This is a genomic window from Pseudoflavonifractor sp. HNCC25GI2 (assembly GCF_058136395.1).
Window position 1 is genome coordinate 1 of sequence record NZ_JBYUOW010000007.1, and the last position, 13,623, is coordinate 13,623.

Consider the following 13,623-nt stretch of genomic DNA (forward strand, 5'->3'; position numbering starts at 1 on the left):
CGCTACTGCCGCCCTGGCGTCCGAGAACAAGACCCTGGCCTTCCCCTCTGTGTGCGACAACATTCCCACTAAGGCCAATCAGGAGGACCACGTGTCCATGGCTCCCTGGGCCGCACGGAAGTGTGCGCAGGTGATTAAGAACCTGGAGAAGATTCTGGGCATCGAGCTGCTGCTGGCCTCCCGCGGCATCTTCATTACTCAGGAGAAGCTGGGCCAGTTCAAGCTGGGCAAGGGTACCTCCATCGCCTATGAGAAGGTGACCGAGCTCATCGAGTTCCAGAAGGAAGACATCTACATGGGTGACCAGTCCAAGGCCACGATTGGTCTCATTGAGTCCGACGACCTGCTCAACGCGGTGGAGGCCGCTGTGGGCGAACTGTAACCAGCTTTTTACGAATTAAAAGGACTGCCGCAGTTTAGGATAGCTGACGGCAGTCCTTTTCCTATTCCGTCTATTTGTTAATGGGAACGCTGCGCATCACTCATGTTGTCCATATCAACAGGCCCCCGACACCCAATTTAGGGCGGCGGGGGCCAAGGTTGCGGTTAGGCTAGAATGGGAGATATATATGTCGGAATTCCTTGATATAGTAGCCGGTAGCACAGGGACAATGCCGAGACAATCTTCTAGATAACTTCGCATTTATGATCAGAAGTGTCTTGAAACGGCACTGGTGCAGAAACGTTGAGCAAGCCGTAAATCAGCGTGGAACGATTCTGCTTACCAACGGTTAAAACCGCGGAGAACCAAAACTTGGCTGTTCACGCCCTTGCTCAGTTCGCTGGCCAGGAAAAGTGCTCCGTCAGCCACTGTTTCGGGACTGAAAATATCTCCGCCGGACTGAAGAAGAAATTCTCTTCGCTCCGATTGCTGAAAAAGTTCTGTATCCACGGGACCGGGACAGATGACATTTACCCGAATCTGGGGAGTTGTCCTGCGCAGTTCATCGCCCAGGGCCTGAGAAAAACAGACTACAGCTGCTTTGCTGGCGGAATAAGCAGCGCTGCCGGGAAGACCACGCAATGCGGCGCCGCTTCCAATGTTGATGATATTTCCCTGGGCCCGCTCCACCATGTGAGGCAGCACGGCTTTTGTCACCAACATAACGCTGCGCATATTGGCGGTCATAATTTCATCAAAGACAGCAACCGGCATTTCCAGCAGAGGCATTTCTTTGCTGATTCCCGCATTATTTACCAAAATATCAATGTGGCGGAAGCGTTCCAGAGCAGTATCCACCATCTGTTGGACCTGGTCATCCTGAGTTACATCCGCAGGGAGACAGAGAGCCGTCCCACCGGCCTTCCGAATTTCTGCTGCGGTTTGTTCCAGAGCTGCCATTTGGCGGCTCACTAAAATGACACAGGCTCCTTGACTGGCGAATTTGAGCGCAATGCTTTTTCCGATACCTCGGGATGCGCCCGTAATCAGGGCAACTTTATCCTTTAACAAACAGTCCATGTTCATTTCCTATTTACCAAGTCCACATATCGGTTTTAATTGGCCGTGGGGGATAAGGCGTTACCACGCAGTCCAACCGCCATCCACAATTAAGTTGGATCCGGTCATGTATTTGGAGGCGTCCGATGCCAAAAAGACCATGGCACCGTTGTATTCATTGGCCTGAGCCATCCGGCCGATGGGGATTCTGGCGCAGTAATTAGCCTGGAAGTACTGGTCCTGGTCCGCGCGCCAGACACCGGAGGGAGTCAGCGTATTGACGCGGATGCCGCTTTTTCCCCAATAGGTGGCCAGATAGCGGGTCAGGTTATAGATTCCGGACTTGGCGGCCGAGTAGGCAACCGGCTTGATAAAGGGCACGCCAGTCAGTTCTTTTTTATAGGCATAAATGTCCTGGACAGGGGAGACCATTCCATAGATGGAACCCATATTGATAATGGAACCGCCTTTGCCGGCCTGGACCATTCTTGCGCCCACGGCCTGACACGCCAGGAAAGTACCCACCAAATTGGTGTCTACAACCTCGCGGAAGACTTCTTCCGGGAAGTTCTCAAAGGGGCCGGAAACCTCCGGGGGTGCAGAAGGCTGTGTGTCCAATCCTGCGTTGTTAATAAGAACGTCCGGCGCAGCGCCCCACACCCGCTCCATCTCGTCCAAGGCGGCATTCATGGTCTCTTTCTTGGTAATGTCCACCGAATAGAACTTGAGATTGGGCTCCGTCATGGCCTGAGGCCCAAAGAGTTCTTTCATGCGCTCCTCACGCAGAGTTCTGCCCCAGATGGCCACTTTAGCGCCGCGGGAATACAGCTCCTTGGCAAATTCGGCGCCGATCTGGCCCAAACCTCCGGTGACGATGCAAATTTTATCCTGAACGCTGAACAGCTTATCTTCCAAAATAACTCAGCTCCCGTCTGAATAGTATGATGATAATTTCGAAGATGTCATGATTGTCCTACAATTTATATGAAATTATCTTACTTCTGCCACAACGGGAAATCCATTCACGATTTTACTAAAATAAAAAATGTTTTTTGTGTTATTTCACCAGGGAGGTCAGGTAGACTGGCGTTCAGTCAGAGTGGTCTTCATGTGGTTTGCGGCCAGGGATACGTGATCCCGCATACAGCTTTCCCCAAATTCCGGGTCACGCAGATCAAAGGCGCGCAGGATCCTGGCGTGGGGAATGACGGCATTCTGAGGGGCATTAGGAAGCCAGAGGCTTCGGTACCGGAAGTCAATTACCTGTTTACGAAGCAGCTTAAAAATATTGATTAGGAGCTCGTTGCCGGACAGCTGAATAATTTCATCGTGGAAATTTCCTTCCTGCACGGTAATTTCCTGGCGGTTATTTTCCTGTACCGCCTGTTCAAACCGTTCATGAATCTGGTGGAGCCGCTGGATATCCTCATCACTGCAGCGGATAATAGCCAGTTTGGCAGCCAGGGGCTCGCACACCGCACGTACTTCCAGGTAGTCGTTCATTTCCACCTCATGGTTGGAGAACCAGGCTCCCACGTTGTCCTCTTCAGACAGTTCTTCGGTACGCAGGACAAAGGCACCACGGTTTGTTTCCAGCGTCACATAGCCAGTGGCGGCCAGAAGCCGCAGTGCTTCCCGCAGACTTCCACGGCCTACACCCATTGCAGCGCACAGATCCTTTTCGGAGGGGAGTCTGTCGCCAGGCTGGACCTTTCCGGAAAATAAGTAGGTCTTCAGCCGCTCTTCTGTTTGCTGTACGACGGTAACCTTTGCTTTTGTCTGCATAAAATGATACCCTCCACTAAATATTCGTATGAATACCATGGAAAAATCACTAAATTCTTAACTATAAGTTTACAGCAGAAGAAAATACCTGTCAACGTTTCCCAGATAAAGTGAGTTCCCAGGGCAATAATAAGAGCATATCTAATATTATCATACAATTATGATAAGGGAATTGGTTAAATAGCATAAAATAAATAAAGCAATTTCGTATGTAATACACATTTACAAACAAAAACAAATATTATATGCTATATTTGCCTTGAGAATTGTCCTACAATTTATTTCACAAATTTAAATGGAGGGTACAAACATGAAAAAGTGGATCGCATTGGCTTCTGCCGTTGCTCTGGCACTGTCTCTGACTGCCTGCGGCAACAACTCCAGCACGTCCTCGCAAAGCGGCACCTCCGGCAGCAATTCCTCCGGCGACGCCTCCCAGCAGGGCGAGACCTATACCATTAAAATTGCCATGTCCCAGGGCGACGTGTCCCGGGAGGAGAGCGCCGAGGTCACCTGGGCCGAGCGCTTTGAAGAGGAAGTGGAGGCCAACAGTGAGGGCCGCATTCAGGTGGAGATTTACGGCTCTGACCAGCTGGGCAGCGCCGACGAGTGTCTGACCGGTCTGCTGAACGGCTCTCTGGAGATGGCCTGCCTGAACATCAGCATCATGAATAACATTGCTCCGGAGACCATGATGCTCAGTGCTCCCGCTCTGTTTGCCAATGAGGAGGAGTGCGACGCTGTCCTGAGCGGTGAGTGGGGCCAGGAGTTCTTCAACACGCTGGCTGAGGAGAACGGCGTCCGTGTTCTGTCTGCCTTCTGCAACGGCATGCGCTGCTTTACCGCCAACACTCCGCTGACCACTGTGGACAGCGCCAAGGGTCTGACCTTCCGCGTGATGCAGAGTGAGATCTGTGAGAAGATGGTCTCCGCCATGGGTGCCAACCCCGTTCCCATGGCCGGCAGCGAGATGTATACCGCCCTGCAGAACGGCACTGTGGACGGCCAGGAGAATCCCCCTGTGAACATTCTCAACGACAAGACCTATGAGGTTCAGGATTATCTGGTTATGGACAAGCACATTGCCTCTGTGGTGACCTTCGACATCAGTGAGAGCTTCTTCCAGAGCCTGCCTGAGGATCTGCAGAAGGTGGTCACTGACGCTGCCAACACGGTGGTGGGCGAGGCCGCTGAGGTCTGCAAGACTCTGAACGAGAACGGTGTTGCAAAGCTGGAAGAGCTGGGCATGACCGTATATACTCCTACGGATGAGGAGCTGGAAGCCTGGCACGACGCCATGCGGGATCCCTGCGTGGAGTTCCTGAAGGAGCAGGTCGGTGCTGAGGCCGTGGATGGTCTTCTGGCCGCCATCGAGGCAGTAAAGTAACCTGGAAATCTGTGGGGCCGCTCTCTCTGCAGAGCGGCCCCCGTTCTTCCCCAGCCAAGAAGGAGGTTTTATTCCCGTGTCAGCGATACAGAAAACCTATCGCGCCATGAACCGCTTTTCCAATCTGGCCCAGAAGCTGTTGGAATTGATTGTGGCACTTTTGGTGCTGAGTTGCGCGGCCGACCTGTTTTTGCAGGTAATTAACCGCTTTATCCTGGTCAAATACTTTGAGTTAAAGTTCAGCATGACCTGGACCACGGAGTATGCTCAGGATGCCATTGTTTGGATTACCTATTTTGCCATCGGAATCTGCTACAAGGAAAATTCCATGGCCTCTGTAAACTTTATTTACGACCGCCTGAAGGGTGTGAACAAGTTTCTCCTGTATTGCGTGACGCGGGTTGTCATCGTATTTTTCCTGTTTGTGGGATTCAAGTACGGTTGGCAGGCCATCCAGGCGGTCAGTGATTGGACCTCTACCAGTCTGCATCTGCCCGGCTGGTCCCTCTATTCCGCACCCTTTGTCGGCTGCCTGTTTATTGCCTACGAAGTGCTGACCGAGTTCTTGGGCGTCCTCTGCGGCGATCTGGAGCCCTTTGCGGGCCGGCCTCCGGTGGTGGAGGAGACCCAGGAACTGACGGCGGAGGAGCAGTCGTTTCTGCAGGACCTGCAGGATGATATCACGAAGTAAGGAGGGACCGGAATGTTTGCTTTGGCTCTGTTAGGCATCTTCCTGGCCGTTATCATCCTGGGAGTGCCGATTGGATTTTCCATGGGCTTTCTTACCATTGCTGCCTTTACCATCGGCGAGGGCGCGCTGGTGATTCTGCCTCAAAAAATGTTCTCTGGCATTTATAACTTTACCTATCTCTGTATTCCGCTGTTCATTCTGGCCTCGGAGATTATGAGCCGGTGCGGACTGACCATGAGCATCGTCAAGTTCTGCGACACACTGGTGGGCCATATTCGGGGCGGCCTGGCCCACGTGAACGTGCTGGCCAGCATGTTTTTTGCCGGTATCTCCGGTTCTGCCACGGCGGACGCCACCGGCCTGGGCCGCATCGAGATTGAGATTATGGAGAAGGCTGGCTATGACCGGGGCTATGCAGCATCGGTTACCGCTGCCAGTGCCATTATTGGCCCCATTATCCCGCCCAGCAACATCATGATCATTTACGCGGTCTGTGCGGCCAATGTCTCGGTGTCTGATATGTTTATGGGTGGAATTATTCCGGGTGTTATTCTGGGCCTGGCAGAAATCCTGCTGTGCTACTTTATTGCCATCCGCTGCAACCATCCCTATAACAAGCACAGAGCCACTCCCAAGGAAATTGCCAATGCCCTGTGGCATTCTCTGCCCGCTTTGGGCATGCCTGCTATTATTCTGGGCGGCATTATCGGCGGCATCTTTACCGCCACCGAGGCAAGCGCCATTGCGGTATTTTATGCTCTCATTGTGGCGGCGGCCAAGCGACAGATCAGCTGGAAGAGCCTGAAGGAGTGCTGCATCAGCGCCGGTAAGGCCACGGCCAACGTCATGTTTATTATCTCTATCGCCACCGCCATGAGCTACGCCATCACGGTACTGCGAATTCCGCAGAATATCCTGAATATTTGTCTGGAGTATGTCCACTCTCCCGCCATGTTCCTGCTGCTGACCAATGTTGTCCTGCTGGTACTGGGATGTGTGCTGGACCAGAGCCCCGCTCTGCTGATGATGGTTCCCATTCTCCTGCCTGTGGCCATGGAGTTTGGCATTGACCCCGTTCATTTTGGTGTCCTGTGCTGCTTCAACCTGACGGTAGGCCTCATTACCCCGCCGGTTGGCATGACTCTGTTTGTGACGGCCAATGTGGCGGAGGTGAAGCTGACTGAGCTTTACCGCAAGATTATGCCCTTTGTGATAGTAGGCCTTTTGATTTTGTGCCTAATTACCTGGTGCCCCTGGTTTACGACCTTCCTTCCCAGCATTGTAGATTAAAATTATAACGTCAGGAGATTGATGAACGTGCAGTCGCTGAAAATTACACAAGTGGATGTCAAGCTGTGCGAGACACAGATCAAGGGAAATTTTGCCGATTCCACCCGCAAGGTGGAGACCATTGGCTTTGTGGTGGTGGATGTCCAGACAAACCAGGGGATCCACGGCATCGGCGTTACTTACCATGAGGTGGGCGGTGAGGCCATTCGGGAATTTATCAAGTACGCCGTAGCCCCCAAGCTCATTGGCCGCAATCCCTTTGAGACGGAGGCGCTTTACGAGGAAATGTTCCACTACATGCGTGGAGTGGGCCGAAAGGGCCTGGCCTTCTGCGCGTACAGCGCGGTGGACATTGCCTTGTGGGATATCAAGGGCAAGGCGCTGGGCATGCCTCTGTACCGCCTGCTGGGCGGAAACAATCCTCAGGTGCCGGTGTACGGCTCCGGCGGCTGGACCAGCTATTCCACCGAGGAGCTGGTGGCCGAGGCCAAGCGCATGGTGTCTCTGGGCTATCAGAAGATCAAACTGAAGGTGGGCGTGGACGGCGGCAAGAACCCTGCCGAGGACGTCAAGCGTGTCAAGGCTGTGCGGGAGGCCATCGGTCCCGACATCGGCTTCATGCTGGACGCCAACAACGTGTGGCACTCGGCCACAGCCATTCAGTTTGCCAACCAAATCCGGGAGTATAACATCGAATTCTTCGAGGAGCCCGTCTTTGCCGATGACATTCCCGGCCTGGAAGAGTTCAAGCGGGGGACCGATATTCCTCTGGCTACCGGTGAGCACGAGTACACCCGCTACGGCGTTCGGGATCTGCTGATTCATCATGCGGTGGACGTGCTTCAGTGCGACGTAACCCGTGTGGGTGGATACACGGAGATGCTGCGCATCATGGCCATGTCCCAGGCCTGGAATAAGGTGTTCGCACCCCACGGCATGGAGCACATGCACATGCATCTGGTGGCGGCTGCCCCCAACGGCGCCTATCTGGAGCACCTGTTCATGTTTGACGAAGTGGTGGATAATGTGTATCTGAACGCGCCCAAGCCGGTTAACGGTATCCTTACCATTCCTGAGAAGCCCGGCCTCGGCATCGAGCTGAACTGGGACTACATCCGGGAATATGGACGCGACTAATGGGGGCGGATTACATGCAGAATTGTTCCATTGAAGGGATTATTGTTCCCCTGCTGACGCCCATTACGCCCCAGGAGACACCCTGCTTTTCTGAGCTGGAGGCGCTGACCGACTATGTAATTGACGGCGGCGTGAATGCTATTTTTGCCAACGGGACAACCGGTGAGTTTGCGCGGTTTCCCCGGGAGGAGCGGGCACAGATTCTGGCCTGTATTGTCCGGAAGGCCGCTGGCCGGGTTCCGGTGATTGCGGGCGTAAGCGACTGCGGAACCAGAATGGTGATTGAAAACATCCGGGCGGCAGAAGAAAACGGTGCCGACGCGGTGGTCACCACGCTGCCTTACTATTTTCCCATGACCAGCGTGAAGGAGCAGATCGACTTCATTACCGATGTGACGGCTGCCACCAAGCTCCCTGTGCTGCTCTATAATATTCCTGCCGCCATCGGCTGCAGCATTTCCGAGCAGGCTCTGGATGCAGTGTGTAAAATCGAAAACCTCTACGCCATCAAGGACACCAGCGGAAAGCCGGAAATGATTGACAGACTGCAGGAGCGCTACGGCAAGGATCTCAAGATTTTTGTGGGAGACGAGCGGCTCAACTACTACGGCCTGTCCCGCGGTGCAAGCGGCCTGGTGCCCTCTCTGGCCAACCCGTTCCCTAAGGTCCTTGCCCGTGCCTGGGAGGCAGCAAAGCGTCAGGATTGGGATTTGTGCAAACACTGCTGCGACCAGGTGGACAGCATGAACCGGCTGAATGCTTTCAGTGACAGCTGGATGAGCCCCAACATTTGGAGGAAGGAAGCGCTGGCACAGATGGGCATTATGAACCGTAGCTTCACACGGCCCTATAACCCCGTTGGGGAAACGGAAAAGGCCACCATTGCAGACTATATTCGCCTTTATCATCAGGAGTATGGATAAAGACGGCGTTGGTGCCGACTTATTATAGAAATAAGGAAAAGTCGCTGCAGAATGTCCCATCTGCAGCGGCTTTTTTTACTTGTCACAGTGGTGTATTTCCTGGGAAAGGACCAAGGAACGGATAATTGTAAACCATAATAAAAATATAGGTTTACAATTTCTTGGATATATGGTATGCTGAGAAAAACTTGAGGCGGGGATGGGGGAGGGGCGTGCAAGCAGGGCAGAGTGTCCAAGAAAATTCAGCAATGGTTTTGAGACAGGAGTACAAATGATGAAGACAGGTCAAACAAAATCCCTCATTCTCTGTGCCCTTTTTGCTGCGCTGATTGCAGTGGGGGCCTTTCTCCGAATTCCCATACCGGTGGTTCCCTTCACGCTGCAGCTGTTGTTTACCATGATGGCGGGACTTCTCCTGGGCGGAAAGCTGGGGGCCACATCGGTGTGCGTCTACCTTGTGATGGGACTTCTGGGACTGCCGATCTTTGCGGAGGGCGGGGGACTTTCCTATGTGCTGAAGCCCAGCTTTGGCTACCTCATTGGCTTTGCGGCGGCGTCCTATGTGACGGGGGTGATTGCCAACCGGGTGACGGCCCCGGGCTATGGGCGCCTGCTGGCGGCGAATTTCGCGGGTCTGGGAATCGTCTACCTCTTCGGCATGGTCTATTACTACCTGATGAGCAACTTCTATCTTGGGAATCCCATCGGCCTGTGGCCGCTGTTTCTTTACTGCTTCCTGCTGGCGGTTCCCGGGGATATTGTGCTTTGTATTCTGGGGGCGCTGCTGGGCAAGCGGCTCATTCCCGTTTTAAACAAGGACAGGATGTGAGGACAGAATGAACGTAACCACGTGTACGGACAAGGTTTTGAACGGGGGAGTGATCACCCGGGAGGAGGCGCTGTACCTGTATGAGCAGCCCCTGGAGGAGCTGTGCGCAGCTGCCGACCGGATTCGCCGACAGTTCTGCGGCAGCCGGTTTGACCTCTGCACCATCATCAACGGAAAGAGCGGATGCTGCTCGGAAAACTGCAAATTCTGTGCCCAGTCGGCCCACAACCACACCGAAGCGGCCCAGTATCCCCTGCTCCCGGCGGAGGAGATTGTGGAGCAGGCCAGGCTCAACCACCAGCAGGGCGTTCTGCGCTTTTCCATTGTGACCTCCGGAAAGGCTCTGCCGGATGGGGAAGTGGACCAGATGTGTGAGGTGGTCCGGCGGATCAAGGACGAGGTGGGCATTTCAGTCTGCGTGTCCTTCGGGCTTCTGGACGAGACCCAATTCCGTAAGCTGAAGGAGGCGGGTGTGGACCGGGTGCACAATAACCTGGAGGCATCCCGCCGCTACTTTCCCCAGGTCTGTACGACCCATACCTTTGAGGACAAGGTGCGGGCCATTCGCGCGGCCCAAGCGGCAGGCCTCTCGGTGTGCAGCGGCGGCATTATGGGGCTGGGGGAGACCCCGGAGGACCGGATTGATATGGCCATCAGCCTGCGGGAGCTGGGAATCCGGAGTGTGCCCGTCAATCTGCTCAACCCCATTCCCGGAACACCCATGGAGGGCAACCGCCGCCTGAGCCAGGAGGAGATGCGGCGGATTGTGGCGGTCTACCGCTTCCTGCTGCCCCATGCCTTTATCCGCCTGGCGGGTGGGAGAGGGCTGCTGCCCGACAAGGGCAGAAGCTGCTTTTTGTCCGGCGCCAATGCGGCCATTTCCGGGGACATGCTGACCACGGCGGGCATTACCACTGAGACGGACCTGGCGCTGCTGGACGAGCTGGGGTATGAGGCGGTGCTGGAGGATGAGTAAAAGCTTGTTTGTGACGGGCACGGGAACTGATGTGGGCAAGACCTTTGTGACCGGGCTGATGCTGAAAAAATTGCGGGAGAACGGCAGGCGCGCGGCCTACTATAAGGTAGCCATGAGCGGCAACGACCGCCGGGCGGACGGGAGCCTGATTCCCGGAGACGCCCTCCGGGTCAAGGAGATGTCCGGGATTGAGCAGCCGCTGGAGGAGATGTGCCCCTATGTGTACGAGACGGCGGTATCTCCCCACCTGGCGGCCAAGCTGGAGGGCAATCCGGTGGAGCTGGAGCGGGTGCTGGAGGGCCTGCGGGACGTGCAGGCCAGGTATGACTATGTCACGGTGGAGGGCTCCGGGGGCATCCTGTGCCCTCTCCGCTTTGACGGACAGAGCATACAGCTGGAGGACGTAATCAAGGCGGGAAACCTGGGCTGCCTGATTGTGGCCGACGCGGGATTGGGCACCATCAACGCGGTGGTGCTGACGGTGGAGTATATGAAGGCCCGGCATATTCCGGTGAAGGGGCTCCTGTTCAATCGGTTTGAGCCGGGCAATCCCCTCCACGAGGATAACCGGCGGATGTGCGAGGCGCTGACGGGACAGAAGGTGCTGGCCTGCGTGAAGAAGGGGGACCGGGAGCTGGACCTCCCGGTTGACGTGCTGGAAGCCCTGTACGACGAGAGAAGGAGCGGACATGATTTGGTATCCCTATGAACAGATGAAGGGGATGAAGCCCCCCTATGCCATCCGGGACGCGAAGGGTGTCTATCTCTACACGGAGGACCAGGCGCTGATTGACAGCGTCTCCTCCTGGTGGAGCGTGATCCACGGCTATAAGCACCCCCAGCTCAACGAGGCCATTGAGCGCCAACTGGGGAAATTTGCCCATGTCATGCTGGGCGGACTGACCCACGAGCCGGTGCAGAAGCTGTCGGACAAGCTGCAGCAGTGGCTGCCGGGCGACCTGGACTACTGCTTTTTCTCCGATTCGGGCAGCGTGGCGGTGGAAGTGGCCCTGAAGATGGCACTGCAATATTATGTGAACCGGGGAGAAACGGAGCGCACCGTGGTGCTGGCGCTGGAGCACGCCTACCACGGGGATACTTTCAAGACCATGGAGGTGGGGGACGACGAGGACTACCACTTTGTCCTGCGGGCCTACGGGAAAAGTCCCCGGGTGGTGCACATCCCCACCCAGGTGGAGGCGCTGGAGCAGGCCTTTGCCCAGCATCACAGCCGTCTGAACTGCCTTTTGGTGGAGCCCCTTCTGCAGGGGGCGGGGGGCATGCGCATGTACGACCGCTCCTTTCTGGAGCGGGCCAGGGAGCTGTGCGACCAGTACGGCGTGCTGCTCATCTTTGACGAGGTGGCCACCGGATTCGGCCGGACGGGAAACCGCTTTGTGGCCGACCTGGTTCAGCCCGACATCCTGGTGCTGGGCAAGGCACTGACGGGCGGGTACATCGGCCACGCGGTTACCGTGGCCAACCGGAAGGTCTACGAGGGCTTTTATGACGACAACCCCGCCCACGCCCTGATGCACGGCCCCACGTTCATGGGCAACGCGCTGGCCTGCAGCGTTGCGCTGAAGTCCATTGAGCTCTTTGAGGAGCAGGACTATATGGGAAAGATCCGAAACATTGAGGCAATTACCCGCCGGGAGATGGAGGGCTTTTCCGACCCGCGCATCAAGGAAATCCGGATTATGGGGGCCTGCGTGTGCGTGGAGGTGTACCAGCCGGACACCCTGCGGGGCTACCAGCAGTTTGCCTACGAGCGGGGCGTCTTCAGCCGACCCTTCCTGAATTACATGTACGCCATGGTGCCCTATGTCATCCGGGAGGAGGAATTGGTGCGGGTGCTGAGCACCATGAAGGAGTGGTTTCGCAGAGGGTGATGCCGCTCTGCGGAGCGAACCAAAAGCATAAAAAATCCCGGAGCCAACGGCTCCGGGATTTTAGTTGTCTGCAAATGAAAGATAATGCGGCTCGTTCAAACTGGCCGGCCGGTCTGGGCGGCGCGGGCCTGCATCACGATTTCCCCCACGCCGCTGAGCACCGCGGTGGGGCGGTAGGCGTAGGTCTTCAGCGTCTCCGGTGTGGACACGCCGGAGAGCACCAGAACGGTGGACATGCCGCTCTCCAAACCGGAGATGACGTCTGTGTCCATCCGGTCACCCACCATGACCGCGTCCGCGGAGTGGCAGTTCAGCATCCGCAGGCCGGTGCGCATCATCAGGGGGTTGGGCTTTCCGCAGAAGTAGGCCTGCATGCCGGTGGCCATCTCGATGGGGGCCACCAGGGCCCGGCAGGCGGGGGCAATCCCGTTTTCGATGGGACCGGAGACGTCGGAGTTGGCGCCGATCAGCTTGGCCCCCTTCAGGACCAGATTTGTGGCCTTGGTGAGGGTGTCCAGGGAGTAGGCGCGGCCCTCGCCCACCACCACGTAATCGGGGTTGACGTCGTTCATGGTAATGCCCGCGTCGTAGAGGGCGTTGAAGAGGCCGGCCTCACCGATCACGAAGGCGGAGCAGCCGGGGGCCTGCTCCTTCAGGAAGGCGGCGGTGGCCAGGGCGCTGGTGTAGAAGTGCTCCTCCGAGACGTCCAGTCCCATGCGAGCAAGTTTCTGCTGCAGCTCCTTAGGGGTGTAGCCGCTGTTGTTGGTCAGAAAGAGGTATTCCTTGTTCTCGTCGTGCAGCCACTGGATAAATTCCGGCACACCGGGCAGGATGCGGTTGCCATGATAGATGACACCGTCCATATCGCAGATGAACCCGCGTTTTTGATTGAAATCAAGCGTGTGTTCCATATATCCTCCTATTCGCATTCAGCTTCTGCCGTCCGGAGGCGCCCATGGCCCCGGAGGCTGCGGATGCCTCCAGTATAGCAACCGGCGGGCGGGTTGTAAACAGGGGAAGGGCGCTATGGCGTTTCCGGAGGATCCTTTGGATGCTCCCGGTGGCAGAGCGCCCGGCTGCGCTCCCAGACCGGGCGGGGGATGAGACGGATGGTCAGCGCAATCAGGGCGGGCAGCAGAATCACATCGTCCAGATACCCCACAAGGGGGATGAAGTCGGGGATGAGATCAATGGGCGACAGGGCGTAAGCGACGGTGATGCTGGCGCACAGCTTGGCAATGGGCGGTGTTTCGGGGTCACGCAGCGCGGCGC

General features: G+C 56.2%; 14 protein-coding genes and 1 pseudogene. 10 read left to right on the top strand and 5 right to left on the bottom strand.

What is annotated here, in order from left to right:
• On the top strand, positions 1-382 hold a 382-nt coding region (locus AC3YUO_RS09660), incomplete at its 5' end, for an aromatic amino acid lyase (RefSeq protein ID WP_489962827.1).
• Between the two features lie 339 nt (positions 383-721).
• Here AC3YUO_RS09660 and AC3YUO_RS09665 read toward each other — a convergent pair.
• From AC3YUO_RS09665 to AC3YUO_RS09675, 3 genes are all read right to left on the bottom strand, one after another.
• Positions 722-1,453, bottom strand: coding sequence for an SDR family NAD(P)-dependent oxidoreductase (locus tag AC3YUO_RS09665; protein ID WP_489962828.1), 732 nt, complete (start codon positions 1,451-1,453; stop codon positions 722-724).
• 69 nt (positions 1,454-1,522) lie between these two features.
• Complete coding sequence (locus AC3YUO_RS09670) at positions 1,523-2,356, bottom strand: SDR family oxidoreductase (protein WP_489962829.1); 834 nt, start codon at positions 2,354-2,356, stop codon at positions 1,523-1,525.
• 159 nt (positions 2,357-2,515) lie between these two features.
• Positions 2,516-3,226 carry a FadR/GntR family transcriptional regulator gene (locus AC3YUO_RS09675; RefSeq protein WP_489962830.1) on the bottom strand — a complete coding sequence of 237 codons (711 nt, stop codon included), beginning with the start codon at positions 3,224-3,226 and terminating at the stop codon, positions 2,516-2,518.
• Positions 3,227-3,536: 310 nt separating this feature from the next.
• Here AC3YUO_RS09675 and AC3YUO_RS09680 point away from each other — a divergent pair, with 310 nt between their 5' ends.
• The 9 genes from AC3YUO_RS09680 (at position 3,537) to bioA (ending at position 12,351) form a co-directional block, all read left to right on the top strand.
• Positions 3,537-4,613, top strand: a complete 1,077-nt coding sequence (locus tag AC3YUO_RS09680; RefSeq protein WP_489962831.1) for a TRAP transporter substrate-binding protein — start codon at positions 3,537-3,539, stop codon at positions 4,611-4,613.
• A gap of 76 nt (positions 4,614-4,689) precedes the next feature.
• Positions 4,690-5,304, top strand: coding sequence for a TRAP transporter small permease (locus tag AC3YUO_RS09685; RefSeq protein ID WP_489962832.1), 615 nt, complete (start codon positions 4,690-4,692; stop codon positions 5,302-5,304).
• Positions 5,305-5,316: 12 nt separating this feature from the next.
• On the top strand, positions 5,317-6,594 hold the full coding sequence (locus AC3YUO_RS09690) for a TRAP transporter large permease (protein ID WP_489962833.1): 1,278 nt from the start codon (positions 5,317-5,319) through the stop codon (positions 6,592-6,594).
• Between the two features lie 21 nt (positions 6,595-6,615).
• Positions 6,616-7,731, top strand: a complete 1,116-nt coding sequence (locus tag AC3YUO_RS09695) for a mandelate racemase/muconate lactonizing enzyme family protein (RefSeq protein ID WP_489962834.1) — start codon at positions 6,616-6,618, stop codon at positions 7,729-7,731.
• Positions 7,732-7,745: 14 nt separating this feature from the next.
• On the top strand, positions 7,746-8,654 hold the full coding sequence (locus tag AC3YUO_RS09700; RefSeq protein WP_489962835.1) for a dihydrodipicolinate synthase family protein: 909 nt from the start codon (positions 7,746-7,748) through the stop codon (positions 8,652-8,654).
• A gap of 274 nt (positions 8,655-8,928) precedes the next feature.
• A complete protein-coding gene (locus AC3YUO_RS09705; RefSeq protein ID WP_489962925.1) occupies positions 8,929-9,483 on the top strand; it encodes a biotin transporter BioY in 555 nt (184 codons plus the stop codon).
• Between the two features lie 7 nt (positions 9,484-9,490).
• On the top strand, positions 9,491-10,459 hold the full coding sequence (gene bioB / locus AC3YUO_RS09710; RefSeq protein ID WP_489962836.1) for a biotin synthase BioB: 969 nt from the start codon (positions 9,491-9,493) through the stop codon (positions 10,457-10,459).
• On the top strand, positions 10,452-11,168 hold the full coding sequence (bioD, locus tag AC3YUO_RS09715) for a dethiobiotin synthase (RefSeq protein ID WP_489962837.1): 717 nt from the start codon (positions 10,452-10,454) through the stop codon (positions 11,166-11,168). The genes bioB and bioD overlap by 8 nt, the downstream gene beginning before the upstream one ends.
• Positions 11,149-12,351 carry an adenosylmethionine--8-amino-7-oxononanoate transaminase gene (gene bioA, locus AC3YUO_RS09720; RefSeq protein WP_489962838.1) on the top strand — a complete coding sequence of 401 codons (1,203 nt, stop codon included), beginning with the start codon at positions 11,149-11,151 and terminating at the stop codon, positions 12,349-12,351. Before bioD ends, bioA begins: the two co-directional genes overlap by 20 nt.
• Positions 12,352-12,446: 95 nt before the next feature.
• Here the strand turns inward: bioA and AC3YUO_RS09725 are convergent, their stop codons facing one another.
• Together AC3YUO_RS09725 and AC3YUO_RS09730 are read right to left on the bottom strand one after the other, a co-directional pair.
• The gene (locus AC3YUO_RS09725) at positions 12,447-13,262 is read right to left on the bottom strand and encodes an HAD-IIA family hydrolase (protein ID WP_489962839.1); all 816 of its coding nucleotides are present in this window, start codon (positions 13,260-13,262) and stop codon (positions 12,447-12,449) included.
• Positions 13,263-13,420: 158 nt separating this feature from the next.
• Positions 13,421-13,618, bottom strand: a pseudogene (locus tag AC3YUO_RS09730) (YkvA family protein); the annotation flags it as partial.
• Positions 13,619-13,623 lie beyond the last annotated feature (5 nt).

Coding starts and splice junctions, on each gene's coding strand:
- AC3YUO_RS09675 (WP_489962830.1), bottom strand. CDS start 3,226: ATGCAGACAAAAGCAAAGGTTACCGTCGTACAGCAAACAGAAGAGCGG.
- AC3YUO_RS09680 (WP_489962831.1), top strand. CDS start 3,537: ATGAAAAAGTGGATCGCATTGGCTTCTGCCGTTGCTCTGGCACTGTCT.
- AC3YUO_RS09690 (WP_489962833.1), top strand. CDS start 5,317: ATGTTTGCTTTGGCTCTGTTAGGCATCTTCCTGGCCGTTATCATCCTG.
- AC3YUO_RS09695 (WP_489962834.1), top strand. CDS start 6,616: ATGAACGTGCAGTCGCTGAAAATTACACAAGTGGATGTCAAGCTGTGC.
- AC3YUO_RS09700 (WP_489962835.1), top strand. CDS start 7,746: ATGCAGAATTGTTCCATTGAAGGGATTATTGTTCCCCTGCTGACGCCC.
- AC3YUO_RS09705 (WP_489962925.1), top strand. CDS start 8,929: ATGAAGACAGGTCAAACAAAATCCCTCATTCTCTGTGCCCTTTTTGCT.
- bioB (WP_489962836.1), top strand. CDS start 9,491: ATGAACGTAACCACGTGTACGGACAAGGTTTTGAACGGGGGAGTGATC.
- bioD (WP_489962837.1), top strand. CDS start 10,452: ATGAGTAAAAGCTTGTTTGTGACGGGCACGGGAACTGATGTGGGCAAG.
- bioA (WP_489962838.1), top strand. CDS start 11,149: ATGATTTGGTATCCCTATGAACAGATGAAGGGGATGAAGCCCCCCTAT.
- AC3YUO_RS09725 (WP_489962839.1), bottom strand. CDS start 13,262: ATGGAACACACGCTTGATTTCAATCAAAAACGCGGGTTCATCTGCGAT.